Raw genomic sequence first — 26,059 nt, 5'->3', positions numbered from 1 at the left:
CAAAGGGTAGCCCTGCCTAGCTCAGCTCCCCCACCAGCCGCAACGGCTTCACCTGCAGGGCTTTTTCCAACTCGAGACACTGCCTGAGCAGCCGCGCGATGTGCCGGTGGTAATGCTCGTTGACCGTGGCACTGACGGTTTTGCAACGGAGCTCCATTTCCTGCAGGGCGTCAACCAGCGCCTGGCGCTCCCCGGGCAACTCCTCCATACCGACACGTCCCGCACCCGCCAGCCGCTGCTCCAGCGCTGCGCCCAGGCCAAGGCTGGTGAGCGTCTCGCTGTTTTCCACCCGGTGCTGGACGATCTGCAGGCCGCGCCGGGCCAGGCCATGGAATTTCTGCAGGGTCTCGCGCTGGCCCGAGTCCAGTGACAGCCGGTCAATCCCGAGGCCCAGAATCCGCGCCAGTTCATCGAGCCGGTCCAGGTGAGGTGCCAGGCCGCCGAATGCCTCAAGTTCGCGCCGGGCAGAATCCGCCCAGCTGCGGTCATCGCTTTTCATGGACCCAATCGCGCGCTTCAGGCGCAATGCGAATACTCCCTGGATCTGCAGGTACTGCACCTGCGCGCCATCGCGCTGCTGCCGGAACTCCCTCAGGGTCGCCTCTGCCGCAGCTGCGCCCGAACCCTCGAGATAGAAGTCAGAAGGCTGTATTTTTACGGAATGCCGCAATAACTCGATACCCAGTTCCGCCGCGGGTGTGCGCACGGCCAGCTCATCGAGGCGACCTGTAAGCTCGCGCAATTCCACCAACCTGGTGCGCAGCCAGTCGATACACTCCTGCAGCCCCATGGCCGCCAGGCTCTCCTCAGTCGGCGGCTCCAGGAGCAGGAAGCGGCGAGGCGGGATACGATTGAAATATTCACCGATAACCCGGAGGGCCTGCTCGGCGTCCTCACTGGAAGTGAGCAGCTGCTGGTTGTCGACTGGCCGCGTGTCCGGAGCAGCAATATCGGCACTGACATCCACTGCCAGGCCAGGCAGGTCGTCGATCAGGCGCTGCACGGAGAACTCTGTGCGTATCGCCGCAGGCAGGCCCAGCTCCTCGGCCGCCGCTATCCGGTCGTTATCCGCCGGTGCGGCGGTATCCCAGCAATCAGATTGCTGGCCCATCGCCAGCTCCAGGTTGGAAAGGGTCTCCCGGTCCAGGTTTCGCATGGTCCACTGAATAGCGCGCGGGTAGTTCTCCAGGCGCTGGCCCGCGATGGAGGCCTCGCGGTTGACCTCGGCCACCACCAGGTCCGCATGCACCATGTGATGCCACTTTTCTGCAAATGGCGCCATCGCGTCACTGCCGATCAGGCAGGCGGCACAGCGGTCACCCTCCCGCTCCAGCATGCGCGCGGCAGGGCCCGCCACTACCTGGTGGAATGCCTCGAGCCGGTCCAGGATCGGGATCACACCGCGACCGCACAGGGTCAGCAAGTGGTGCAATGGTCGCATTGCCGCGCCCGTATTACCGGCCGGCGCGATAACGCTGCGGTCATTTTCCATCGCCCATTGCATCCACTGCAGGCGCCGCGGTGTTTCCAGGGCCAACCATGCGACTGTCGCCCGCAGGCGACCACGGTAAATTCCACGCTGTCGCGCCACCAGCGCCAGCAGCTCATTACCGGTCAGGCAATAGGCCGTGCCCAGACCCACCTGGAGCGGCAGGTTCTGCCTGAAGGCCTCCGACAGCTTCGTTGCCTCTACCCGAATATCACTGCCTGCGGTAACTGTCACCGCAGGTGTGCGGGGCAGGCCTGTCTTTTCAGCCAGCACATCCAGTAACAGGTAGAGTCCGCGGGCGTCACTGCGCTTGAGCGGACGCGCCTCTGGCAACAGGTCCCGCGCAAGCCGCGGCGCACCAAAAAATGGCCATGCCAGTAGCGCGGCCACCAACCCACTCAAAAGAAGTGACAGGAGCAGGCCGGCGACCGATCCCGGGCCCGCCTCACCGGCCACCAGCGCCAGGCCGAACTCCCACAGGGCGCTGCCGGCACTGTAAATGCAAATCGCCAGCAATAGAGAGAACGCCGCTGGAACGAGTACGGCTCCGGGCAAACCAGCCAATAGAGCACTCCGGGATGAAAGGGGATCAGCAATAGTGGCATCGCTGCCATCGAACAACGATTCAAGTTGCCGCTGCGCCCTGGAACCGCGCGCTCCCTGCGTCCCCTTCACCGGCTGCTTCTCACTACGCCCTGCCGGGGTGGCATGAGCCGGTGGAGGGGCGACTGCAGCATCCCCCGGCGATGACTTCGCCACCGGCTCTTCCGGGCGGCGTCTCTTTCGCGCGTGCTCCAGCCGGGCTATGAGTGCCCGGTTGTCGTATTGGCCCGCCGGGAAAACCTCGACCCGAAGCCCGATACGCTGCAGGCGTGAACGGTATTCAAGTACTTGCTGGGAAGAGAGGCGGTCCCTGATCACCCACCCCTTCAACAGCAGCTTGCGCGCCTTTGCCTCGGGGATGGAAAAGGCCTTTGCGGCCGCCTGCAAGACTTCTCCCGGGGGCTTACCACGCAGGGTTTTCCCGGCAGATACAACTTGAAATAGCTCGGCAGACATCGCGCGCTCCGGTGACACTTGTTCCTGTTATTTTCCCGGGGTGTCGGGCAGTGTGCACGAAGACTAATTTATTATTATTGGCCAGGGTGGGCACTGGTTCTCACAGCCCCTGGCCCATAAGGGTCATTCCGGGAAAAAAGCGTGGTCGCACACACACCGAGTGATAACCGCGTCTCAGCAGCAAGCATGCATACTGCTCAGGCAGCGCCCTGGCGGGCGAACAGGGAGAGGACCTGCCCGGCCAGCTCATCCAGCGACAAGCCCTGCCTTTTCGGCCGGTACCAGTTGTAACTGTGGGACAGTGCGCCCTGCAGCAGTCGCCGGGCCAGCGCCGGATCATCCATCCGGCCGGCATCTGCCAGCACCTCCCGCCACAGCTGCTCATAGCCCTCCCGCAGGCGCAGGACCTGCTTCTGGCTCTCCGGGCTCAGGCTCCGCCATTCCGATACCAGGATGGTAAAGCCGGGCACGGCCCTGCCGTGGATGGCTTCCAGCTCGCAGAGTATGCAGGCCCTCAGCCTGCCCCGAGGTGAGCGCTCCCGGGTAACCGCCTGCTCCATGCGCGCCCGCGCGAAGGTCGTGACTTCCCGCATCACCTGGCAGAGTATGGCCTCCTTGCTGCGGAAATGGTGGAAAATACTGCCGGACAGTATCCCCACTTCAGCGGCAATATCCCGCACTGTGGTGCGCGCAAAACCTTTTTCCACAAATAGCCGAGCCGCCGCGTTGAGCAGTCGCCCCCGCGGCGAATCCGGGTCAGTCAGCTCCCCGCCCGCCACCAGCGCCTGCACCAGTTCCGCGGATCCAGCCCCCGACTTCGCACCACTCTTCGCCACCGCATTACTGGCCGACACAGACTCACCCCCGAATCAAAACTATTGATAACCAAGCGCTTGCTTGGTAGCGTTGACCATCATGCTCAATGTGCCCGTCCCGTGCAAGATGCTGCCAGCAAAATTCGCGCAACTGCCGGGTCCCGGGTAACCGCACAAACAATAACAACCCCAGGGTCACACGGTAGACAGGAGAGCTCCATGCCCTACCAGAGCCAATTGCGACCGGGCAGCTTTGCCGACCAGGTCCATATTGTCACCGGCGGCGGCAGTGGTATCGGTCGCTGCATAGCTCATGAACTGGCCAGCCTCGGTGCCCACGTGGTGCTGGTCGGCCGTACTGAAGAGAAGTTACAACGCGTAAGCGGTGAGATAAGGGAGGATGGCGGCGACAGCAGCTACCACTGCCTCGATATCCGCGACGAGGACGGTGTGCGCGCGACCGTGGGCACCATCCTCAGGGACCACCACCGTATCCATGGCCTGGTCAACAATGCCGGCGGCCAGTTTCCCTCGCAGCTCGAGCAGATTTCAGCCCGGGGGTTCGAGGCAGTGGTTCGCAGCAACCTGCTGGGTGGCTTCCTGATGGCGCGGGAGGTTTACACCCAGTCGATGAAGGGCGACGGTGGCGCCATTGTCAATATCACCGCCGACAATGCGGGCGGCATGCCCCTCATGGGGCACTCCGGTGCTGCCCGCGCCGGTATGGACAACCTGACGGAAACCGCCGCGGTGGAATGGGCAGCCAGCGGCGTGCGCGTGAACGCGGTCGCCCCCGGTTACGTTCTCTCCAGCGGTTTCGATACCTATGACCCGGATTTCCTGCGCCAGCTGCTTCCAGGGTTTCGCGACAGCATTCCCCTTTACCGGCTGGGTGAGGAGGCCGAGATCAGCGCGGCGGTATGCTTCCTGCTATCCGAAGCCGCCGGCTACATTACCGGACAGACCCTGCGCATCGATGGTGGCTCCAGTCTCAAGCACCACTCCCCGTTGTGGCAACCGGCCCCGGCCAGGAACCGCAAGCGCTTCGAGGGATTCCATCGCAGCGTAAAACCGGCTGTGGTCACCGAACTCGAGGCGGAGGGCAAACTCTGATGCAGCCAATCGAGTCACAGGTGGAAACAGGGTCGGCGGAGTTCGCCGAAAACCGCGAAGCCATGCTCCAGGCCATCGCGCGCTTCCGCGAGGCCGAACAACGCCCGGTGGCAGTGGCGGCGGACAAAGGCGATCGCTATCGCCAGCGCGGCTGGCTCCTGCCCCGGGAGAGGCTCAACCGCCTGTTGGATCCCGGCGCCCCATTTATTGAACTCTGTTCCCTGGCGGGCTACCGGCTCTACGACGATAACGACGGCAGCGGTGCCGGTGGCGGCGCCATCTGCGGCATCGGCAGGATCAGCGGCCGACGCTGCATGGTGCGCGTCGACAATTATGCAGTAAAGGGGGGCACCATCTCGCCGGCGGGAATGGACAAGGCACTGCGCATGCAGCAGATCGCACGGGAAAACCACTTGCCTGTGGTTACCCTGGCCCAGAGTGGCGGCGCCAACCTGATGTTCGCCAACGAGACGTTTGCGCCCGGCGGTCGCGGGTTTGCCAACCAGGCCCGCATGTCCGCTGCCGGCATCCCCCAGGTCACCGTGGTGCATGGGGGGGCCACAGCCGGTGGGGCCTACCAACCGGGCCTGTCCGACTATGTGGTAATGGTCCGGGGACAGACCGGAATGTACCTGGCAGGCCCCCCACTCCTGAAAGCCGCCACCGGTGAAATCGCCGACGAGGAAACCCTGGGCGGTGCCGAAATGCACTGCCGGCAATCCGGCAGCGGCGACTACCTGGCCGAAGACGATGCCGATGGTATCCGCATGGCCCGCGAGATAATCGCCGCCCTGCCCGCTGGAACACCAGCAACGGCTACGGAAGACTGGCGCCCTCCCCGTTACCCCGAGGAAGAGCTACTGGGGCTGATTCCTGCCGACAGCAGGCGCCCCTATGATGTGCGCGAAGTGCTGGCGCGCCTGGTCGACGACTCCGCCATCCTCGATTTCAAGCCGGAGTTTGACCGGCAGACGGTGTGCTGCCATGCCCGGATCGAGGGCCGCGTGATCGGGATAATTGGCAACAATGGCCCTATCACTCCCCCCGGGGCGAACAAGGCGGCGCAGTTCATCCAGCTGTGCGAGCAGGGCAACACTCCCCTGCTCTTCCTGCACAATACCACCGGCTTTATGGTCGGCACGGAAGTCGAGCGCAACGGCATCATCAAGCACGGCTCCAAGATGATCCAGGCGGTGGCCAATGCCAGTGTGCCCAAGATCAGCATCGTGATCGGTGGCTCTTACGGCGCCGGCAATTACGCCATGTGCGGCCGCGGGTTCGACCCGCGCTTCATTTTTGCCTGGCCAAACTCGCGCACCGCGGTGATGGGTGCAGCGCAGGCGGGCAAGGTGCTGCGGATAGTGACCGAGCAGAAAATGCAGCGTGCCGGCGCTGTCGACGAGGCATCACTGGACAAACTGGAGCAGGACACCGCCGCCTTCATGGAGGCCGGCTCGGACGCCCTCTCCTGCAGTGCGCGGCTGTGGGACGACGGTATCATCGATCCGCGCGATACCCGCAGGCTGCTGGGTATGCTGCTGGAAATATGCCGGGAAGCAGAACTGGCGCCGCAGCGGAAAAATACTTTCGGTGTGGCGAGGTTCTAGCCGCGCCGGACTGGTAACCAGGTTCAAGGAATCAGGGACAACGCCATGATACTGACTGACGAGCATCGCGAGCTTCAGCGCACCGTGCGCAATTTTGTCGAGCGCGAAATCAATCCCCATGTTACCGAATGGGAGGAAGCGGGCGAATTCCCCACCCGGGAGCTGTTCGGAAAACTGGGGGAACTGGGTTTGCTGGGCATCAGCAAGCCCACCGAGTACGGCGGCCTGGGCCTCGATTTCAGCTACGAGGCGGTCTTCCTCGAGGAGCTTGGCGCGGCCCACTGTGGCGGTGTGCCGCTGGCAATTGCGGTACAGACCGCCATGGCGACACCGGCGCTGGCCAATTTCGCCAGCGACGCACTCAGGGAAGAGTTTCTCCTCCCGGCGATTAGCGGACAAATGATCGGCGCCATCGCCGTGTCCGAACCGGGTGCCGGCTCCGATGTGGCCGGTGTCAAAACCACGGCCATTCCGGACGGTGATGACTACCTTGTTAATGGCAGCAAGATGTGGATCACCAATGCCCCCCGGGCCGACTTTTTCTGCACCCTGGTGAACACCGGCGAGGGCAAGCCCCACCGGAACAAGTCCCTGCTGGTTATTCCCGCCGACGCGCCCGGCGTCCGGGTCGGGGACCGGTTGAAAAAAATGGGCATGCGCTCCTCGGAAACCGCACCGGTATTTTTCGACAATGTCCGGGTCCCACAGGGTAATCGTATCGGCAACGAGGGCGACGGCTTCCTGCTGCAGATGCTGCAGTTCCAGGAGGAACGCCTGGCCGGTGCCCTGCTGACTATTCGCGGCCTGGAAAACTGTGTCTCGTCCACCATCGACTACACCCGTGAACGCGACGTTTTTGGCGGCCCCCTGCTGGATAACCAGACGGTGCATTTCAACCTTGCAGAGATGCAGACCGAGGTGGAATGCCTGCGGGCGCTCACCTGGCGCGCCACAGAAGCTTACGTGGCGGGCGAGGACGTCACCACGCTCGCATCCATGGCCAAACTGAAATCCGGGCGCCTGGCCCGCTCCATTCCCGACCAGTGCCTGCAGTTCTGGGGGGGCATGGGCTACATGGAAGAGACGCCCATCAACCGCGCCTACCGGGACTCGCGGCTCACTGCCATCGGCGGGGGGGCAGACGAGGTAATGCTGGGCATCATCTGCAAACTGATGGGGATTCTGCCCCGGGCGAGAAAACCCGAAGCGACGGGCTCAAATGCCGGCAAAGCGGAGGCAACCCAGCGTGCACACTGACACAACAGTAAGCGGTGAACTGCTGGCCCGCCACGAGGGGCATGCAGTTTTCCTGACCCTGAACCGCCCGGACCAGCGCAATGCCCTCAGCCTGCAGATGGTGGGTGGGCTACTGGCGCAACTGGAGCAGGCCGAACAGGACCCGGCAATCCGCGCACTGGTATTGCGCGGTTCCGGGGAGAATTTCTCCGCCGGCGCAGATGTCACTGACCTGCTCGCCGCACAGCAGCGGGTCGAGGCCGGCGATAGCGATGCATTCGCAACCATGAATCGCCGTTTCGGCGAACTGCTGCAACGCTTCGAATGCTCACCGCTGGTAACCATCGCTGCGCTCGAGGGGGCCATTATGGGTGGCGGCCTGGGCCTGGCCTGCGTCGCCGACATCGCCATTGCCAGCGAGACCGCCCGCTTCTCCCTGCCGGAAACCCGCCTGGGCCTGCTGCCGGCACAGGTGGCCCCATTTATCGTTGCGCGTATCGGGTCATCGCAGACCCGCAGGCTGGCGCTCGCCGGCGCCAGTATCGGTGCCGGGGAGGCCCTGCGCATCGGCCTGGTGCACGCATCGGTGAAAGACGCAAGGGAACTCGATACCGCAGTAGCACAGCAGCTCGCGGCGGTGGGTCGCTGCGCACCAGATGCGCTCGCCGCCACCAAGCGGCTGCTCCTCGACAGCAGCCCCGTACCGCTCGCTGGCGACCTCGACCAACTGCTGGACCACGCTGCACGGCAGTTTTCCGATGCGGTCCAGGGCCACGAGGGCCGAGAGGGAACCCGGGCCTTTATTGAGAAGCGCCCCCCGGAGTGGCAGCAGCAATGATGCAGATACCAGAGAAGTCACCAGCGTCCGCCCGCCCCACACTTCTGGTGGCCAACCGGGGCGAAATCGCCGTGCGCATTATCCGCACTGCTCGCAGTGAGGGGTACCGTACGGTGGCCATCTACAGTGAGCCGGACAGGGACGCCCTGCACGCGCGCATGGCCGATACCGCCGTCGCCATTGGCGGGTGCAGTCCACAGGAATCCTACCTGGATATCGGCAAGATACTCGATGCCGCGCAACGGGCTGGCGCTAACGCCGTGCACCCGGGCTACGGTTTTCTCTCGGAAAATGCCGATTTCGCCCGCGCATGTGCGGAAAGCGGGCTTCTTTTTGTCGGCCCGCCGGCGCAGGCCATCGAGGCCATGGCCAACAAGCGCCGCGCGAAGGCGCTCGTGGCTGATGCCGGGGTTCCCTGCATACCTGGCTTTGCCGCCGGTGACGCGGTCGCTGACGACAACGACCTGGTCCGCGCTGCTGAAGAGATCGGCTACCCGCTGATGATCAAGGCCGCCGATGGCGGTGGTGGCCGCGGCATGCGGCTGGTGGAATCCGCCGAGGAATTGCAGGCCCACCTGCGCTCAGCCCGCAGCGAGGCCCGCAGTGCCTTTGGCAGCGACGAAGTTATCCTGGAAAAAGCACTGGTCAATGCCCGTCACGTAGAGGTCCAGGTCTTCGCCGACAACCATGGCAATATTGTCCACCTGGGCGAGCGGGATTGCTCGGTCCAGCGGCGGCACCAGAAAATTGTTGAGGAGAGCCCCTCCCCCGCAGTAGATACTGACCTGCGCCAGCGCATGGGTAGCGCGGCTATCGCGGCAGCGGGCGCCTGCGATTATCGCGGTGCCGGCACAGTGGAATTCCTGCTGGACGAAAGCGGGAACTTTTACTTTCTGGAAATGAATACCCGCCTGCAGGTTGAGCACCCGGTGACCGAGATGGTCACCGGCCTCGACCTGGTAGCCTGGCAACTGTCCGTCGCCCGTGGTGAGCCGCTGCCAGTGACCCAGGACGAGATCCAGCTTTGTGGCCATGCCATCGAGGTAAGACTCTATGCGGAAGACCCGGATCGCGATTTCCTGCCCCAGACCGGCGAGGTACTCCACTGGCGGACACCTGCCGGTGATGGTATCCGTTGCGATCACGCGGTCATCAACCGTGGCCTTGTCAGCCCGTATTATGACCCCATGCTGGGCAAACTGATTACCGCCGGCCGGGACCGGGAACAGGCCCGGCTGCGCATGCTCGACGCCCTGGCGCGGCTCGAACTGATCGGCCCGAAACATAATGGCTATTTCCTCAACCGGCTGGTGGCCGACCCGCTATTTGCCGCCGGCCAGGCCACAACTGCATTCCTGGGCAATGAGGGAAGATACCTTGTTGAGGCCCCGGAGAGTGCCCGGGCGACTCCCCGGCACGCCGCCATCGCAGTAGTGCTGATGCATCAGGGCCTGCTCGATCCTGCAGACCTGCGCCGCCATCGGGCTGACTGGCGCAGCGGCGATCACAGCACACCACTGGTTTACCGCCTGCAACAGGAAAATAACAGTTTCGAGTGCCAGTTGCTCCCGCTTCGCGCGCGGCATTATCGTGTCCACTGCGAAGGCTTGACCTTCGAGATGGCACTGATGCGCTCTGCTGAAAAGCAGGTGCTGCTGGCAGTCGATGGAGTGGAGGAAACTGTCGTCTTTCATCACCGCGCCTCCGAGCTGGTTACCCTGGTCGGGGGCAGGCAGCTGGCATGGCGGGACTGTACCCATGCCCCGGCACGTACAATGGAAGGGCCGGCGAGCGGCACCCTCAAGGCTCCCATGGATGGCACCGTGGTTGAGCTCTGTGTGGAACAGGGCCAGCCGGTCCGCAAGGGCGATTCCGTCGCAGTGGTTGAGGCGATGAAAATGGAGCATGCGCTCAGGGCCGACTGCGACGGTGTCATCGCTGAACTTGCCGCACGGCCCGGGGAGCAGGTACGCGGTGGGCAATTGCTGGTACGGATAGAACCGGAAGCAATGCTCTCCTCCGCCGAGCAGTCCACCGCCGCATCCTGATCCGGCCACCAAAGTGCATCAACGGTTACCAGAGGGACAGCCTGTGTTCGACATTGATTCCAGCCGCCTGTACAGCCCCTTCCGCACCGACGAGCATCATCAATGGCGCGAGCAACTGCGCCGTTTCGTCGATCGAGAGATTGCACCATTTGTCAGCCAGTGGGATGAGGAAGGCCAATTGCCACAGGAGCTGTGGCCCAAAGCGGCGGATGTCGGCCTGTTACCTCTCGGTTATCCCGAAGCCTACGGCGGCATTCCCGGGGATATATTCCACACCATTGTCGCCGCCGAAGAACTCGCCCGGTGTGGCGCGGGCGGGCTTTACGCCAGCCTGATGGTGCACGGCATCGCCCTGCCACCAGTCGTCCATTACGGCAGTCCCGCCCTCAGGGAGGCGGTGATTCCCCCGGTACTGCGCGGCGAAAGGCATATTGCCCTCGCGGTCACCGAGCCCGGTGCCGGCTCAGATGTTGCCAACCTGCAGTGCCGCGCCGAGCGGGATGGCGATGACTTTATCGTCCGCGGCGAAAAGACCTTTATCACCGGTGGTATGCGGGCCAACTGGTTCACCGCCGCGGTGCGCACTGGCGGCGAAGGCTTCGGGGGAATTTCGCTGCTGCTGATCCCGGCCGATGCAGCCGGCGTGGAGCGCCAGGCGCTGGAGCAGAAACAGGGCTGGTGGTGCTCCGACACTGCCAGTATTTTCTTCGACGGGGTTCGCGTCCCGAGGGCCAACCTGGTCGGGGAGGAGAATGCCGGTTTCCTGCCGATCGTGCACAATTTTAACAGCGAACGACTCGGCATCGCCGCGTCCTGCGTAGAGTACAGTCGCGTCTGCCTGCAGGAAGCGATCGACTGGGCACGGGAGCGCAAGACATTCGGCAAGCGGCTCGCCGACCACCAGGTAATCCGCCACAAGTTTGCGCAGATGCTGCAGCGCATCAACGCCACCGCCGCCTACCTGGAACTCTGTGCCGCTGCCGAGCAGCGTGGTGAACTCGGGGTTGCCGATGTATCACTGCTGAAGGTGCAGGCCACCGAAACCATGGAACTCTGTGCCCGCGAAGCCATGCAGGTTATGGGAGGCGCGGGCTATATGCGTGGCAGCCGCACGGAACGCATTTACCGCGAAGTCCGGGTCAACGCGATCGGCGGCGGTTCCGAGGAAATCCTGCGGGACCTGGCGTCGCGGCAGATGGGAATCTGACGGCAATCACAGAGAAGAGAGGGACAGTTACCAGCGATCAGCGTCCCAGACATCGTGCTCCACCCCCGGGATATTGTGCTTGCGTGCATCGAACATCGGCTGGTCAATGCCCCGCGCGCGCTGTTCCTCGTAGTCAGCCATTACCCGGAATGCCACCCCGGACAGTAACAGCATCGCCAGCAGGTTCGCCGTCGCCATAAAGCCCATGGACATATCGGCCATATTCCACAGCAGCGCGAAATTGTCGGAGCTGCCACTGGCCGCCACCCAGGCACCAAAGAGGATAAACAGGATATAGAGTGCCCGGTAACAGAGGATCGATGTGCGGGTGTGCCAGAGGTAGAAAATATTGGTTTCCGCGTAGTAATAATTGGCAATGATGGAGGTAAAGGCAAAGAAGATCAGCGCGATGGCAATAAAGCCGCTGCCCCAGCTGCCCACTTCGCTGGCCAGCGCATCCTGGGTCAGGGTCACGCCCTCGATGTCACCCACCATATGCACATCAGCCAGCAGGATGATCGCCGCTGTCGCCGTACAGATCAGGATGGTATCCAGGAATACTGACGCCATCTGCACATAGCCCTGGACCGCCGGGTGCTTTACGTCCGCCGCGGCACCCACGTTGGGTGATGAGCCCATACCGGCCTCATTGGAGAAAAGACCACGCTTGATGCCATTGGCAACAACCGCCCCGAAAGCACCCGCCCCGGCTTCCTGCACGCCGAAGGCATTGCTGACTACCAGGCCCAGCACGGATGGCAGCTCACCCAGGTTCATAAAGATCACCAGGATCGCAATGGCCAGGTAGGCCAGCGCCATCACCGGTACCACCAGCCCGGCAAAGCGGCCGATGGTATGAATCCCCCCGAAAACGATCATTGCCGCCACCAGGGCAACAATCACTCCCACCAGCAGCGGGTTTATCTCGAACGCGGCGCTGATAGCAGAAGCCATTGCATTGGCCTGCACGGCGTTAAAGAAGAAGCCGAAACTGATCACCAGGAAAATCGAGAACACCACCGCCAGCCATTTCCACTGGCGACCCAGGCCTTTCTCGATGTAATAGGCGGGGCCGCCACGGAAAGTACCGTGCTCCTCCCCGCGCTCCTTATAGGTCTGCGCCAGGGTGTTTTCCACAAAACTGGTGGCCATGCCCACCAGGGCCACAAGCCACATCCACAGGACAGCACCCGGGCCACCGGCCGTAATCGCCACCGCCACACCGGCAATATTACCGGTACCGACCCTGGCGGCGGCACTGGTGGCAAAGGCCTCAAATGAGGAAACCGAGTCATAGTGCTCGCGGCGCAGGCTACAGCGCATGACGTAGAGCATATGACCGAAAGCGCGGAACTGGATGAACCGGCTGCGTATGGTGAAGTAAAGGCCTGCGGGCAACAACGCCGCAATCAGGACTCCCAGCCACCAGAAACCACCGATCCCCCCCCAGGCAAGGGAGTTGCCCCAGCCGATTACTGTCGAGAGTGCATCAAGGAAGGATTGCATTCGGCCACTCCGCTGGTTGGCCCCGGTTTGCGGGCACGACACCGGCCCGCAACTGGTGGCGGAAAAGACTACACCTGCGTTTAAGACTAGTTTACCCCGAGGGAACTATATGACCCGTGGCAGACCGGTTGGTCCCCTGCCGGCGACGGGGCCCATGCCCCTAGAGGAAAATCTCCCGCGCCCGCTGCGGGGACACGACGGTACGACCGGCTTCCTCCGCCAAATTAACCAGCGCCTCGATCAACGGGCCATTGCCACTGGTACGCGAGCCATCCGGGAGGTAGAAAGTATCCTCCACCCCACTGCGCAGGTGGCCGCCAAGTTCGGCGGTCTTGCGGTGCAGTGCCCAGATTTCCTGGCGCCCGATCACCGTACTCTGCCACAGGGTTCCTTCATGCATGTATCGCGTTAATAGTTGCAGCAGGTCCGGGTCCGCGGGCATGCCCGAGGCGACGCCCATCACCAGGTTATAGTTGGGCTGCTCGACCATACCTACATCGCTGAACATACCAACAGAGCGGACAATGCCCACATCAAAGCACTCGAACTCCGGCCGTGTGCCGGTCTCGCGGCAGACCTCCAGTAACTCCTCAATTTTCTCCACCGTGTTCTCGAACAACATCGGCGGCCAGGCCCAGGTGCCATTCGAACGGGCTTTCAGGTAATTGAGGCTGCCGGCATTGCAGGCGGCAATTTCCGGCCGCCCGGCACGAATGCAGTCCAGCGCGCCCTGCTGGTCCCGACCGATGGTGCCGGTGCTGAAGTTGAGGATTACGCCCGGACAGGCATGGCGAATCGCCTCGGCAATGGCCACGGCCACCTGGGGATCCCAGCTGGGCAGGTGTCCCATACCCGGTTCCTGGGAACGGAAATGCACATGCATCACCGACGCACCGGCATCGAAGGCCTCGCGGGCAGAGGCAGCCATTTCTTCCGGCGTGACCGGTACCGGGTGCTGCTGCGGATTGGTGAGCACGCCGGTCAGGGCACAGGTAATGACAACTTCATCGGACATGGGCAGGACTCCTGAATTATCTTTATTGGAACCCGGGCCCGGGGCAAGCACCTCGCCATCCCGGGGCATAGTGGAATTCGCGCCGCAGGCCGCAATCCGGGCCGGCTGGAACAGAACACAAACCAAGCAATTGCTTGGTTGGTCAGGCTGCCACAGGCCGCCGGGCCGGCAAAGCCGACTTGTACACGGCCTGGCGGCTCGGCAGAATGCGCGCCATAAGTCGGGCAAGCAGCCCCGGAATAAACAGCGGTAGAATGGAGACCAATTCATGAGCGAGCAGCCCAACGGCATTACCGCCGCACCCTACGGCAGCTGGAAATCTGCCGTTACCGCCGACCTCCTGGTAAAGGGCAGCGTGCGACTCGGTGAAGCAAGCCTGGTAGACGGCCGCTATTACTGGCTGGAATCCCGCCCGGCAGAAAAGGGGCGCTCGGTCCTGGTCCAGCACTGCCCGGAGCATGGTACCCGGGATATCACCCCTGCCCCGCTCAGTGTCCGCTCCAAGGCGCATGAATATGGCGGCGCCAGCTACCTGGTTGCAGGGGACCAGGTGTACTTTGTGCTCGCAACGGACCAGCGCATTTACCGGATGCCGCTGGAGGGTGGCGAACCACAGCCTCTCACACCGGATGATCCCTGCCGCTACGCAGATTTTTCCCTGGACCAGCACCACAATCGCCTGGTCTGTATCCAGGAGGACTACCGCCCGTGTGAAGGCGGCGATGAACCAGTGGCACGCATTGTGGCTGTCCCACTGGCGGAAACTGCCACGCAGGGTGAACCCGATGTGCTGGTAGAGGGAGCTGACTTCTACTCCAACCCCCGGCTCAGCCCGGACGGCCAGCGGCTCAGTTTCCTGCGCTGGTTCCATCCCAATATGCCCTGGGATGGAACCGAGCTTTGCCTGGCAAACCTGGATGAAGACGGCATTCCCGGAAATATCGAAGTCGTTGCCGGCGGCGCGGAGGAGTCAATCTTCCAGCCCCAGTGGTCCCCCGGGGGTGAACTGTTCTATGTTTCTGATCGCAGTAACTGGTGGAATATCTATCGTCGCGGCGACGATAAACCGATATGGGAGAAGGACGCCGAGTTCGCCACGCCGCAGTGGGTCTTTGGTATGTCCACTTACAGTTTCCTGACCAGTGACTCGATACTCTGTACCTACACCGAAGAGGGTCGCTGGCAGCTCGGGCGCATTGACCTGGAAGGCGGGGGTCATGAGCGAATCGAGCAACCTTACTGCGATATCGAGAGCCTGCACTGCGAGAGCCATAAGGCGGTATTCATCGCCGCATCCCCCGGCGATTTTTCCTCAGTAGTCGCTTTTGACGACCACTCCGGGCAACTCACCAAGATCGCCCGCAGCAATAGTGCAGGGCTGCCCGCAAACAATTTCTCCCAGGCCCAGGCTATCCAGTACCCGGTGGGCGACCGGAACGTATTTGCCTTCTATTACGCGCCGCAGAACCCGGACTACACCGGTCCCGGGGACGAGTTGCCACCGCTGCTAGTCCTCAGCCACGGTGGTCCCACCGGGGCCACCTCAGCCGGGCTAAACCTGAAAATACAGTACTGGACCAGTCGCGGGTTTGCCGTACTGGACGTCAATTACTCCGGCAGCACCGGCTATGGCCGCGCCTACCGCGACCGCCTCAAGGATGGCTGGGGCGTGCTGGATGTAGAGGATGTCTGTGCCGGGGCGGAATACCTGGTTGCGAAGGGCCTTGCGGATCCGCAGCGGCTCCTGGTCAAGGGCAGCAGTGCCGGGGGCTATACCGTGCTGGCCGCCCTCACTTTCCATCACACTTTCAAGGCCGGCGCCAGCCTTTATGGCGTCGGCGACCTCACCACGCTTGCCCGCGACACCCATAAATTCGAATCCCGCTACCTGGACAAGCTGGTGGGTCCGTGGCCCGCTGCGGAAGCGCTGTACCGTGCACGCTCGCCGATCAATCACGTGGAGCAACTCAACTGCCCGGTGATTGTATTCCAGGGGATGGAAGACAAAGTGGTGCCGCCCAACCAGGCCGAAGCGATGGTCGATGCCCTGCGTCAGCAGGGTATTCCCGTGGCCTACATTACCTTTGCCGAGGAGGGGCACGGCTTCCGCGCCGCCGACAGTATCAAGATGGCACTGTCTGCAGAGCTGGAGTTTTACAGCCGTATTTTCGGCTTTCCGCTGGCGGAGCCCGGCCCCGGTATCGAGATCGAGAATCTCAGTCAGCAAAGTGCCAACGGATAACAGGAGCTGAATTCCAGTGGGACGATGGAGACCGCCGCGGCCCCGCGGCTCACGCTATATCACTCCCGAGGGCGCCCGCCGCATGCGCGCTGAGGTAAAGTTCCTGTGGGAAGAGGAACGGCCGCGCGTAACCAATGCCGTGAGTGAAGCTGCCAAACTGGGCGATCGTTCCGAGAATGCGGATTACATTTACGGCAAGAAACGCCTGCGGGAAATCGACAGCCGGGTAAGGTTTCTCACCAAGCGCCTGGAAGAAATCACGGTGGTGGACCGTATCCCGGAAGAGCGCGACAAGGTGTTTTTCGGGGCCTGGGTCACCATTGAGGATGACAAGGGCAACACCAGTACCTATCGCATTGTGGGCCCGGACGAATTCAATGTGAGAGAGGGACTGATCTCCATGGACTCGCCGGTAGCCCGCGCGCTGCTGGGCAAGCGACTGGACGACGAGGTGGATATTCGCATTGAGGAGCAGTGGGTAACCTATTACGTCCTGGAAATCCGATACGAGGAAGCTGCCGACTGAATGACCGTCGTTTACTCCCGGCGGCAGTAAAAAACCTACCTCATCATTAATTCACGGCACTATCAAATAAACGGTAGCCGGCAGTGGATCCAGCTCAGCCGATTCCTGCTTCTCTCCGGCCGTGAAACTTCCTGGAGTTCGCCCGGGTTCTCCCCGGCGATTACCACATACCTCACTTCGCATGCGCCTCCCTGCAATTTTAAGGGGAACCCCGATTGATCAATTACTAACCACTTCGTTTGCAGGGTATGCAAAAGCGAAATCAATCTGTATGATTTTGCGCCAATTGCGTCGCGCATATGGGGTGTGCGGCTGGCGAAAAGCGCTGCATAAAATTTGTTCACCAAAAAGACAGGGAGTTTCGGGTCGCCATGAGGCGACTATCAGGTCATTGAAGGCTGCAGGTGCATAGCGGACATAACACGCAGCGCGGCTCCGCGAAATGTATAAAAAATAGCCACCAGAAGTGATTCCAATGATGTCTCCCTGTATTCGCACTCTGCTGTTGATGGTCTCTATTTGCCTGCTGTCCGCCTGTAGTGGTGGCGGCGGTGGCGATGACTCCCCTTCCAGCCCGCCCGGCTCCAGTTCCACTGACAATGGCAGCTCCGGTGACAGTGGTGGCAGCAACGGCGGCGATAGCGGTGGTTCCGGCAATACCGGTACAACCGGCCTGCTTCCCGGGGACTATGTCTCCGTCGGCAACTGCGTACCCTTCGAGGGCAGCGAAAACGCCGAGCTGAAGATATTTTTCCTCAATATCAACGACGCACCGTATTTTGACGAGCTGGTCAACAATGCGGTTTTCGAGCAATTCCAGGCGATTCCCCCATTCAGCGAATACTTCAGCCACCTGGCTTTCTACCAGCTGGATGTCGGCAGTGGCGAGGACTTCAACTGCAAGGGCACCAACCAGGGCCTCAACGGCGGTGACCTCCTCCAGTGCGACGACGAAAAAATCCACCAGGAAATCCTGGCCCAGTGCGATGTCAGTGACATCAATGGGCTGATCAAGGTGGCGTTCGCGGACTCTCCCAACGGCGGCTCGGCCGGCGAAGTAATTTACGTGGGATCGAACTCGAACCTGGACCAGGAGACAGTGCTGGAAAAACAGACCAATACCGTAATCCACGAAGTGGGCCACAACTTCGGGCTGGCGGACTTCTACGGTGGAGGCATCAACAAGAACGGCGATGCCGTGGAAGGCTGGCCCAGCGAGCGCTCGCGGGAATGGCGCAACCTGGACGGTCCCGGCTGCTCCAAATGGTGCAATTCTTTCAAACCGGCTTCCGAGTACACGCAGTCCGAGACTTCCGTCTGCCCCACCCTCACTACCCGTGACCAGTGTGTCAGCCACAACCGGCTCGAGGACGGGGACTGCACCAAAGACGAGAACGGGGTTTACCAGTGCTGCGCCTGGTCGGAAACCCCGGACGACTACTTCGGCTCCAACTGCGCGCCAGTCTGGGGGACCGAGGATATCGGCCTGGACTGCGAAGCCGGCGCCGGCTGCTTCTATGGCGGGGCATACGGCAATAATTCCTGGCGCCCGGTGAAATCCTGGGAAGACAGCATCATGTACGGACCGGACGATTCCACCGCCTTTGACAGTGTTTCCGAGCGCGAACTCAGGAAGGCACTGACCTGCTGTGCTTCCTCCGAGGACGGGACCGCAGCCTGTGAGGATTTCCGCGAGGAGTATGCGGATTTCCTGGCCAATGAACAGCTCTGGAAGCAACGCCTGGGCTCCTGTGGCGTGGGTTCCGCCGGCTGAGCCACGGCTGCAGCATGCACATTCAATACGGGTCCCCGGCTTCTTTTCTTTGTTGAGCCGGCGGCCCGTTCCGCGCGGCGCCCACCCGGATAGACTAGAGTTCCCCCATCTCGCCAGCGGGGAAACAGGTCACAATGGAATCGAGGCAAAAGCCGTATCGCACGGCCGGAACCTGCAGCAGGCGCCAGTTTCTCCGGGGCCTGGGCGTCGGCCTGTTTACCACCGGTATCAATGGGGCGCTGCCCCTGGCCTCCTGGGCGCTCGCTTCACCCCGCAACCTGCATGGCGGGATCGGGGATTACCATCCGCAGGACTATTTTGACCTGGCGCTGCGATATACCCCCCTGGGTATCGACGGTCGCTACGGCACAGCCACTGCCATCAACGGCACCGTCCCCGGCCCTTTGATCCGCTGGCGCGAGGGCGATACCGTGACAATGGATGTCACCAACCACCTCGATGGAACAAAGCACGCTTCCATTCACTGGCACGGGATCCTGGTACCTTTCCGCATGGATGGTGTGCCCGGGGTGAACTTCAATGGGATCCAACCGGGCGAGACCTACCGCTATCGATTCCCGGTGGTACAGGCGGGCACCTACTGGTACCACAGCCACTCACGTTTTCAGGAGCAGACCGGCACCTATGGCCCGCTGGTGATTGACCCGAAGGACGGTGAGCCCTTCCACTACGACCGCGACCATGTAATCGTCCTTTCAGACTGGGCGTTTACCGATCCCGAGTCCCTGTTCCGCAATATCAATCTCAACCCCGAACACTACATCTACTACAAGCGCACCGTGTTCGACTATCTGCATGAGGTGCGGGAAAAAGGCTTTGCAGAAGCCAATGCCGAACTGCTGCCATTTCGCAGGATGAACATGAGCCCCCGCGATCTCTCCAACGTCACCGGGTATATCTATACCTACCTGATGAACGGTCATTCGCCGGACATGAACTGGAGCGGCCAGTTCCTTCCGGGTGAGACGGTCAGGTTAAGGGTGATCAATGCCGCGGCAATGAGTAACTTCGATGTGCGCATCCCGGGCCTGGATATGGAAGTAGTGATGGCCGACGGCAAGGCAGTGCAGCCGGTACGCTGCCACGAATTCCGGATTGGTGTAGCAGAGACTTATGACGTACTCATCAGGCCGCGGGAAGCCCGCGCCTACACCCTGTTTGCCGAGTCGCTCGACCGCAGCGGCTACGCTCGCGGGACCCTTGCCCCGGAACCCGGAATGACCGCACCGGTACCGGAACTGCGACCAGTGCCGGATCGCAAGCTGGAAGATATTGGCATGGGCATGATGAAGGGCCGGTATTTCGGCGGCATGTCAGAGGCAATGAAGGAAAAGCTGCACCGCAAGCGCCTGCAAATGCAGGATGACGCCATCCCTGGACCCAATGGCCCTATGCCTTTCCTGCCCAACAGGAAAAACCCCAATGTGGCCATGGTGGTGATGAATCCGCAGCGCCGGCTCAATCAGCCCGGTATCGGCCTGGGCAACGATGGCTGGAAAGTCCTTACCTACTCTGACCTGGTTTCCGCGGAGCCCCAGCCCTACAGCGCCACGGTCGACCGCGAAATGACCATCAACATCACCGCCAATATGGAGCGGTTTATTTTCTCGCTGGATGGAAAGAAATTTACCCAACAACCCGGTCCCTACCTGTTCAGGTACAACGAAAGGCTGCGGCTGTTCATGGTCAACCACACCATGATGGAACACCCGATGCACCTTCACGGGATGTGGATGCAGCTGGAAAACGGCGAGGATAATGAACGGATACCATTCAAGCACACCATCCTGATCAAGCCGGGAGAGGTGCTGTCGGTGCTGATTACACCCATCGAAAAAGGCGATTGGGCGTTCCACTGTCACCTGCTCTACCACATGGAGGCGGGGATGTTCCAGGTGGTACGGGTTGCCTGAGCAAGCTTATGAAAAACTACCCTGCCCTGCCCCTTCTCCTGTTGCTGCCGGTGAGCTTCGCGGCAGCGTCGGAGCCCCCGAAAAATGTCCCGATCCAGGCCTCAGAGGATGGCACCGAGCCCAAACCGGAAGGCTACCGGAGCCCGCCACTGCCCCCTGAACCTGGAAAGCAGATTCGCAAGTACGCAGAAGATGCGACGGGAAAACCCCAGGGAAACTTTGGAGTTATTCCCATCCACGACAACCAGAAATTTATGCAGGTGCTGGGCAAGAGACTCGAGTACCAACGCGACGGTGATACCGAAAAGCAGCTCTGGGAAATTGATGCCTGGTATGGTGGCGACCATAACAAACTGTATCTGGAGTCCGAGGGCGAGCGGGAAGCCGGCGGCAAGACCGAGGCGGCAAAGCTCGAGGTTTTCTGGAACCACGCCATCCGCCCTTTCTGGGACTACCAGCTGGGTATACGACACGACTTCAATCCCCGCGAAAGTCGCTCGTTTCTGGCGTCGGGGCTGCAGGGAATGACACCCTATGGCTTTGAAACCGACCTGACCGGCTACATCAGCGAAGACGGCCATGTCTCCTGGCGGCTGGAGATAGAGCGGGGCTTCCACTTCAGCCAACGGGTTGTGCTGGAGCCCAGGCTGGAAACGGATTTCTCTTTCTCCGATATCCCGGCCTACAACATTGGCGAGGGATTTACCGCTATCGAGCTGGGGTTGCGCCTGCGCTACATGATTACACCCAAGTTTGCCCCCTACCTCGGTGTTTCCTGGGAACGCAAGATTGGGGAATCCGCCGACCTGGTCGAAGCTGATGGGGAGGACTCTGAATTCACCTTCGCAGTAGCCGGTGTGCGCTTCTGGTTCTGATAACTGGCCGCCGCTGCCTCCTGTGGCACAGGCTGTTGAGAGCAACGCCAGATCAGGCTGTGATGTCTATCCCGGCACCTGCTCCCCGCCGCCCCCGGGATCACCAGGCCGCCACAGGGCCCGCGGCCAGCGACTATATTAAAGGATGAACTCACCCGCGACAGATTAAGGACGCCTGCCGGACTGACGAAAAACTCACACCAGTGCATTCGCCCCATGCCGGCTGGCTTGAATGATCCGACAGCATAATCCCAATAAATGGACCCTGACTTGCAAGGAAGCCCCGGTTCCCCCGGACAGCCACTGGAGAACCCCGCCAGCAACGAGATACCCGGCGCTATTGGCTACGTCGACCTGGATAGCGCCATCGCGTTCGGTATCGCACTCAGCCTGGGGTTGCTGGTGGGCCTGCAGCGCGAGCGCACCACCGATCGCATTGGTGGCATTCGCACCTTTCCCCTGATTGCGGTATTTGGCGCCCTCGCGGCACGTATCGGCATGGTCTACCAGGCCCAGTGGCTGGTGCCCGCAGGACTCCTGAGCGTCACTATCCTGCTCATTCTCGGCAATGTTGAGCGACTCCGTGGCGAGGAGGAAACCACCGGCATTACCACGGAAATCACCGCACTGATGATCTACCTGGTGGGGGCCTATGTGATGGTGGGCGAGAAATCCATCGCCGTGGCGGTTGGTGGCACCATCGCCATACTGCTACACCTCAAGCCCAGTATGCACGCCTTTGCCCAGCACCTGCCGGAGAAAGACCTGCGTGCCATCATGCAGTTTGCGTTGATTTCCCTGATCATCCTGCCGATTCTCCCCAACCGGACCTTCGGCCCCTACGATGTACTGAATCCCTTCAAGATCTGGCTGCTTGTCGTGCTGATCGTGGGCATTGGCCTCGGCGGCTATGGCGCCTACAAGATCGTCGGCGCCCGCACCGGCACGCTGCTCAGCGGGCTTATTGGTGGCCTGATCTCCTCCACCGCCACCACGGTCAGTTACGCGCGCAGGGCGCGCAATCAGGCAACGCTGGTCAGGCTGGCAGCCCTGGTGATCCTGATTGCCTCCACCAGCATGTTCCTGCGCATGTTCGTGGAAATTGCCGTGGTTGCGCCGCGCATGGTCCTGCAACTCATCCCGCCCCTGGCGGTTATGCTGGTGGTAAGTGTCACGGTGTGCGGGCTGGGCTACCTGAGAATCGGGGCCCGGGAAGACCAGATGCCCGAGCAGACCAACCCGGCGGAACTGACCCCGGCACTGGTGTTTGGCCTGATGTATGCCCTGGTCTTACTCGCCGTCGCCGCGGCCAAGGATTATTTCGGCAACCAGGGTATCTATGTCGTGGCGTTGATTTCCGGTTTTACCGACGTGGACGCCATTACCCTGTCCACCGCCAACCTGGCCGGCAGGGGGGCACTGGAAGCCGCCACCGCCTGGCGTGCAATGATCATCGCGACACTGGCCAACCTGGTTTTCAAGGCGGGCGCTGCCGGTGCCCTGGGTGGCTGGGCGCTGTTCAGGGGGGTGCTGCTGCTGTTTACCTTACCCTTTATTACCGGCATTGCCGTGATATTCCTCTGGCCAACGGGCGCTGGTTGAGCAGGCCGGCCGCGCTGCAGGTACATGGAGGCACTCGATGGAGAGCACAGCCACTGACAGTGAGGCCATCGCGTTCCGTGCCGAGAAGCTCACCAAAACCTATGGCAGCGGTGAAGCCACTGTGCACGCCTTGCGTGGCGTTGACCTGGAAGTTCCCAGCGGGGAGATGGTGGTATTGCTGGGCCCATCCGGCAGCGGCAAGTCGACCCTGCTGAATATCCTCGGTGGACTCGATTCCCCCACTTCGGGGCGGGTGTTTTTCGGCAGGCGTGAACTGACAGCCTTCGATGACCGCCACCTGACCCTGTTTCGGCGCGAGCATGTGGGATTTGTGTTCCAGTTCTACAACCTGATTCCCAGCCTTACCGCCCGCGAGAATGTCGCCCTGGTAACCGAGATTTCAAAGAACCCCATGCGTCCGGAGGAGGCGCTGCGCCTGGTGGGCCTGGAACAGCGCATGGAACATTTCCCCGCCCAGCTATCCGGCGGGGAGCAACAGCGGGTCGCCATCGCCCGCGCAATTGCCAAACAACCCAATGTCCTATTCTGCGACGAACCCACCGGCGCGCTCGACAGTAAAACAGGAATTGTGGTGCTGGAAGCAATCGCCCGCGCCAACCGCGAGCTGGACACCACCACCATGATCATCACCCATAATGCCGGTATCGCGGACATGGCCGATCGCGTGCTTTATATGGCCGATGGCCGTATTCAGAGAAGCGAGCGCCACCCGGAACCCTGTGCACCGGACCAGCTCAGCTGGTAAGGGCCGTCTACCCCGCAGGCGCTGCCAATGCTGATAGAACTGCTCAAGCCACTGAACCGCAAACTTGTCCGCGACCTCTGGGCCATCAAGGGACAGGGCCTGGCCATTGCCATTGTGATCGGCTGTGGCGTGGGCATGTACCTGATGTCCCGGGGCATGCTGCTGTCGCTTTCCGAAACCCGCGCCGCCTACTACGAGCGCTACCGCTTTGCGGATGTGGTCGCACCGGTAAAGCGGGCCCCCAATGCACTGCTGGACGAAATCACTGCCCTGCCCGGGGTGCGCCGGGCGGAAACCCGAATCCGTGCCGGTGTGATCCTGGATGTGGAAGGCTCCAGTGCGCCGATTACCGGCGAAATCCAGTCACTGCCGGAAGTCCCCACGCCACACATCAACGACATAGTCCTGCGCCGCGGGCGCTACGTGGACCCACAACATGAGGAGGAAGTCCTGGCCCTGGACGCCTTCGCCGAAGCCCATGGACTGGGACCGGGGGACCATCTCCACGCCATCCTCAATGGCACCCGCAAGCGGCTGACCATCACCGGCATCGTGTTGTCCCCGGAATATATCTATGCGATTTCACCCGGGGAAATCGTGCCGGACAAGAAGCGCTTTGGCGTGCTGTGGATGAACCGGGAAGCCCTCGCCAATGCGTTCGACCTGGATGGCGCCTTCAACGAAGCAGTACTGCTCACTTCCGCCGGCAGTAATGAGGATGCGCTGATCGATCAATTGGACACCCTGCTGAAACGCTATGGTGCAACCGGTGCGTACGGCCGCGACCAGCAAATCTCAGACCAGTTCCTGACCAACGAAATCGACCAGCTGGAAACCATCGGGCGGATCCTGCCACCCATTTTCCTGTTGGTGGCCACCTTCCTGCTCAATGTCGTGGTTGGGCGGCTGATAGATACCGAACGCGAACAGATCGGCCTGCTCAAGGCGTTTGGCTATACCGACCGCGATGTGGCGATCCATTACCTGAAGATGATCGGTGTGATTGTGCTACTCGGGATCCTGGTCGGCATCGTGCTGGGTACCTGGCTGGGGCGCGGGCTGGCCAACATGTACCAGGACTTTTTCAAGTTTCCCTTCCTGCTGTTTCGCGCGCCCCTGCAGGTCTACCTGGTGGCGGTCGGGGTCAGCCTGCTGGTGGCCGTGGCCGGCACCTTCTCGTCGGTGCGCCGGGTCATGCAACTGGAACCCGCGGTGGCCATGGTTCCCCCGCCTCCCCCCGACTACAGCCGCTCGGCCCGCTGGATCGAGCGCCTGTCGGCATGGATCGACCAGCCCACTCGCATGATCCTGCGCCATATTTACCGCTGGCCCCGCCGGGCGGCCATGGCGGTGCTGGGCATTGGCATGTCCATGGGGTTGCTGATCGGCGCGAGTTTCTCGATGGATGCCATGATGTATATGGTGGATATCAGCTTCAATGTCATCGACCGGCAGGATGTGACCGTGAATTTCTTCGACCCACGCAACGATCGCGCCATCTACGATGTCATGCATGCGCCCGGCGTCATTACCGCGGAGCCCTTCCGCGCCATCCCGGTGGTATTGCGCAATGGCCCGCGCATGCGTCGGGAGAGCATCGTCGGTATATTGCCGGACGCACAACTGAGCCGTGTCGTGGATACCGAGCTGAAGCCCGTGGAGGTTCCGCCCGCGGGAATTGTCCTGTCGGACAAGCTTGCTGAACTGCTGCAGATCGGGCCGGGTGAGTTACTGCGGGTGGAGGTGCGCACCGGACGCCGCCCCGAACTGGATGTGCCGGTCAGTGGCGTGGTGAAGACCTACATGGGCACAGCCGCCTATATGGACCTGGCGCACCTGAATCGCCTGCTCGGGGAGGACACATCCATCAACGGCACATACCTGCTGGTAGATCCGCTGCAGACCGACGCGCTGTACCGGGAACTGAAGAACACCCCGCTGGTTGCTGGCGTCAGCCTCCAGGAACAGGCGCAGAATGCATTTTATGAAACCCTGCAGGACAGCCTCGGGACCTTTGTTTTTTTCAACACCCTGTTCGCCGGACTGATCGCCGTCGGCGTGGTCTACAACAACGCGCGCATATCCCTGTCGGAACGCGGCCGGGAACTGGCCAGCCTGCGGGTGCTGGGCCTGACCCGCGGCGAAATTTCCTACATCCTGCTGGGCGAGCTGGGGCTGCTGACAATAATCGCACTGCCACTGGGCGCCCTGCTCGGCTACCTGCTGGCGGCCACTCTGGTGATGTCTTTTGACACGGAATTATTCCGTATCCCGCTGGTAATCGCCCCATCCACCTATGGCTATGCCGCGCTGGTGGTCCTGCTCGCAGCACTCGGCTCCGGATTGCTGGTACGCCGGCGCATCGACAGGCTGGACCTGATCGCGGTCCTCAAGACACGGGAGTGAT

At 61.8% G+C, this 26,059-nt stretch carries 18 protein-coding genes; 14 read left to right on the top strand and 4 right to left on the bottom strand.

Annotation, left to right across the window (positions count from 1 at the left end; translation table 11 throughout):
• Positions 1-16 precede the first annotated feature (16 nt).
• Together ACH6CX_RS00545 and ACH6CX_RS00540 are read right to left on the bottom strand one after the other, a co-directional pair.
• Complete coding sequence (locus ACH6CX_RS00545; protein WP_396674286.1) at positions 17-2,479, bottom strand: hypothetical protein; 2,463 nt, start codon at positions 2,477-2,479, stop codon at positions 17-19.
• 266 nt (positions 2,480-2,745) lie between these two features.
• Positions 2,746-3,402, bottom strand: a complete 657-nt coding sequence (locus ACH6CX_RS00540) for a TetR/AcrR family transcriptional regulator (protein WP_396674284.1) — start codon at positions 3,400-3,402, stop codon at positions 2,746-2,748.
• A 180-nt stretch (positions 3,403-3,582) separates the two neighbouring features.
• Here ACH6CX_RS00540 and ACH6CX_RS00535 point away from each other — a divergent pair, with 180 nt between their 5' ends.
• Genes ACH6CX_RS00535 through ACH6CX_RS00510 form a run of 6 tightly spaced genes read left to right on the top strand, consistent with a single transcriptional unit; the run spans position 3,583 to position 11,412 of the window.
• A complete protein-coding gene (locus ACH6CX_RS00535; RefSeq protein WP_396674282.1) occupies positions 3,583-4,476 on the top strand; it encodes an SDR family oxidoreductase in 894 nt (297 codons plus the stop codon).
• Positions 4,476-6,083, top strand: a complete 1,608-nt coding sequence (locus ACH6CX_RS00530; protein ID WP_396674280.1) for an acyl-CoA carboxylase subunit beta — start codon at positions 4,476-4,478, stop codon at positions 6,081-6,083. Before ACH6CX_RS00535 ends, ACH6CX_RS00530 begins: the two co-directional genes overlap by 1 nt.
• A gap of 45 nt (positions 6,084-6,128) precedes the next feature.
• On the top strand, positions 6,129-7,340 hold the full coding sequence (locus ACH6CX_RS00525) for an acyl-CoA dehydrogenase family protein (RefSeq protein WP_237061323.1): 1,212 nt from the start codon (positions 6,129-6,131) through the stop codon (positions 7,338-7,340).
• The gene (locus ACH6CX_RS00520; RefSeq protein ID WP_232942182.1) at positions 7,330-8,157 is read left to right on the top strand and encodes an enoyl-CoA hydratase/isomerase family protein; all 828 of its coding nucleotides are present in this window, start codon (positions 7,330-7,332) and stop codon (positions 8,155-8,157) included. Before ACH6CX_RS00525 ends, ACH6CX_RS00520 begins: the two co-directional genes overlap by 11 nt.
• Positions 8,154-10,205: a biotin carboxylase N-terminal domain-containing protein gene (locus ACH6CX_RS00515; protein WP_396674277.1), complete on the top strand. Its 2,052-nt coding sequence runs from the start codon at positions 8,154-8,156 to the stop codon at positions 10,203-10,205. The genes ACH6CX_RS00520 and ACH6CX_RS00515 overlap by 4 nt, the downstream gene beginning before the upstream one ends.
• Positions 10,206-10,248: 43 nt before the next feature.
• Positions 10,249-11,412 carry an acyl-CoA dehydrogenase family protein gene (locus ACH6CX_RS00510; RefSeq protein WP_232942180.1) on the top strand — a complete coding sequence of 388 codons (1,164 nt, stop codon included), beginning with the start codon at positions 10,249-10,251 and terminating at the stop codon, positions 11,410-11,412.
• Between the two features lie 27 nt (positions 11,413-11,439).
• On the opposite strand, the gene ACH6CX_RS00505 is transcribed toward ACH6CX_RS00510, so the two are convergent.
• Complete coding sequence (locus tag ACH6CX_RS00505; protein ID WP_232942178.1) at positions 11,440-12,918, bottom strand: sodium:alanine symporter family protein; 1,479 nt, start codon at positions 12,916-12,918, stop codon at positions 11,440-11,442.
• A 160-nt stretch (positions 12,919-13,078) separates the two neighbouring features.
• Entirely contained in the window at positions 13,079-13,933 is an 855-nt protein-coding gene (locus ACH6CX_RS00500) for a 3-keto-5-aminohexanoate cleavage protein (protein WP_334078928.1), read from the bottom strand.
• 268 nt (positions 13,934-14,201) lie between these two features.
• Here ACH6CX_RS00500 and ACH6CX_RS00495 point away from each other — a divergent pair, with 268 nt between their 5' ends.
• The 8 genes from ACH6CX_RS00495 to ACH6CX_RS00460 all read left to right on the top strand — a co-directional run bounded on the left by ACH6CX_RS00495 (position 14,202) and on the right by ACH6CX_RS00460 (position 26,058).
• Positions 14,202-16,175, top strand: a complete 1,974-nt coding sequence (locus tag ACH6CX_RS00495) for a S9 family peptidase (RefSeq protein ID WP_396674274.1) — start codon at positions 14,202-14,204, stop codon at positions 16,173-16,175.
• Positions 16,176-16,191: 16 nt separating this feature from the next.
• Positions 16,192-16,701: a transcription elongation factor GreB gene (gene greB, locus ACH6CX_RS00490; protein WP_237061319.1), complete on the top strand. Its 510-nt coding sequence runs from the start codon at positions 16,192-16,194 to the stop codon at positions 16,699-16,701.
• Between the two features lie 475 nt (positions 16,702-17,176).
• Positions 17,177-18,475, top strand: a complete 1,299-nt coding sequence (locus tag ACH6CX_RS00485) for a hypothetical protein (protein ID WP_396674272.1) — start codon at positions 17,177-17,179, stop codon at positions 18,473-18,475.
• A gap of 134 nt (positions 18,476-18,609) precedes the next feature.
• Positions 18,610-20,409 carry a copper resistance system multicopper oxidase gene (locus ACH6CX_RS00480; RefSeq protein ID WP_232942168.1) on the top strand — a complete coding sequence of 600 codons (1,800 nt, stop codon included), beginning with the start codon at positions 18,610-18,612 and terminating at the stop codon, positions 20,407-20,409.
• An 8-nt stretch (positions 20,410-20,417) separates the two neighbouring features.
• Entirely contained in the window at positions 20,418-21,284 is an 867-nt protein-coding gene (locus tag ACH6CX_RS00475) for a copper resistance protein B (protein ID WP_232942166.1), read from the top strand.
• Positions 21,285-21,554: 270 nt separating this feature from the next.
• The gene (locus ACH6CX_RS00470; RefSeq protein WP_232942164.1) at positions 21,555-22,886 is read left to right on the top strand and encodes an MgtC/SapB family protein; all 1,332 of its coding nucleotides are present in this window, start codon (positions 21,555-21,557) and stop codon (positions 22,884-22,886) included.
• A 37-nt stretch (positions 22,887-22,923) separates the two neighbouring features.
• Entirely contained in the window at positions 22,924-23,652 is a 729-nt protein-coding gene (locus ACH6CX_RS00465) for an ABC transporter ATP-binding protein (protein WP_232942162.1), read from the top strand.
• 27 nt (positions 23,653-23,679) lie between these two features.
• Positions 23,680-26,058: an ABC transporter permease gene (locus ACH6CX_RS00460; protein ID WP_237061314.1), complete on the top strand. Its 2,379-nt coding sequence runs from the start codon at positions 23,680-23,682 to the stop codon at positions 26,056-26,058.
• Position 26,059 lies beyond the last annotated feature (1 nt).

The organism is Microbulbifer sp. JSM ZJ756, from assembly GCF_044383805.1.
Lineage (GTDB): Bacteria > Pseudomonadota > Gammaproteobacteria > Pseudomonadales > Cellvibrionaceae > Microbulbifer > Microbulbifer zhoushanensis.
Note: the sequence above shows the minus strand (reverse complement) of the source record. Positions and strands in the feature narration are given on the sequence as shown.